General features: G+C 64.6%; 1 pseudogene. It reads right to left on the bottom strand.

The features are described 5' to 3' along the window. Positions 1 to 21: 21 nt before the first annotated feature. Positions 22 to 229, bottom strand: a pseudogene (locus FJ658_RS15285) (PhoH family protein); the annotation flags it as partial.

Genomic DNA, 229 nt, shown 5'->3' with positions numbered 1-229 from the left:
GTTGATCTCGATCGACATCCGTCAGCTCTTCCTGATGTTCTTGCGGCGTTCAGCGCGGTTCGCGAACTCGCTCGCCTCGCGGCGCTCGTGGTCGCGCGCCTGCTTCTTCGCGTCGTACTCCGTGTAGGCGTCGACGATGCGACCGACGAGCGAGTGCCGCACGACGTCCTCGCTCGTGAGCGTCGCGAAATGGATGTCGTCGATCCCGTTCAGCACGCGCGTCACGAGC

The organism is Schumannella sp. 10F1B-5-1 (genome assembly GCF_006517535.1).
In the GTDB taxonomy this organism is placed as follows: Bacteria; Actinomycetota; Actinomycetes; order Actinomycetales; family Microbacteriaceae; genus Schumannella.
This window is presented reverse-complemented; position numbering and strand designations above follow the sequence as displayed.